The sequence below is a fragment of the Clostridium sp. ZBS15 genome (assembly GCF_023845705.1).
GTDB lineage: Bacteria > Bacillota > Clostridia > Clostridiales > Clostridiaceae > Clostridium > Clostridium aquiflavi.
This window is the reverse complement of sequence record NZ_JAMQHY010000164.1, coordinates 1-440: the sequence shown is the minus strand read 5'-3', so window position 1 is coordinate 440 and position 440 is coordinate 1. Positions and strand designations below refer to the sequence as shown.

At 23.0% G+C, this 440-nt stretch carries 1 protein-coding gene; it reads left to right on the top strand.

The features are described 5' to 3' along the window. Nucleotides 1-72: 72 nt before the first annotated feature. A partial coding sequence (locus NG904_RS17740; RefSeq protein ID WP_252232890.1) for a hypothetical protein occupies nucleotides 73-440 on the top strand: 368 nt, incomplete at its 3' end.

Here is a 440-nt window from a genome sequence, read left to right as displayed (position 1 = left end):
GAGAGAAAGAGAAAAGAGAAAAAAAGAGAAGAATAAGAAGAGAAGAAAAGAGAGAAGGGAAGAAAAAAAAAAATGAAAAAAAAAAGAGAAAAAGAGAAAAAAAAAGAAAAAAAAAATAGGAAAAAAGGAAAAGAAGAAAAAAAAGAAAAAAAAGAAAAAAAAAAAGAAGAAAAAGAGAAGAGAGGAGAAAGAAAAAAAAGAGAAGAGGAAAGAAAAAAAGGAAAGAAAGAAGAGGAAAGGAAAGGAGGAAAGAAAAAAGGAGAAAAAAAAAAAAAAAAAAAGAAGAAAAAAGAAAGAAGAAGAAAAAAGAAAAAAAAAAAAAAGAAAAAGAAGAAAGAAAAAAAGAAGAAAAAAAAGAAAAAAAGAAGAAAAAAAGAAAGAAAAGGGAGAAAAAAAAAGAAGAAAAAAAGAGAAGAGGAGAAAAAGGATGTTTTTTTTTT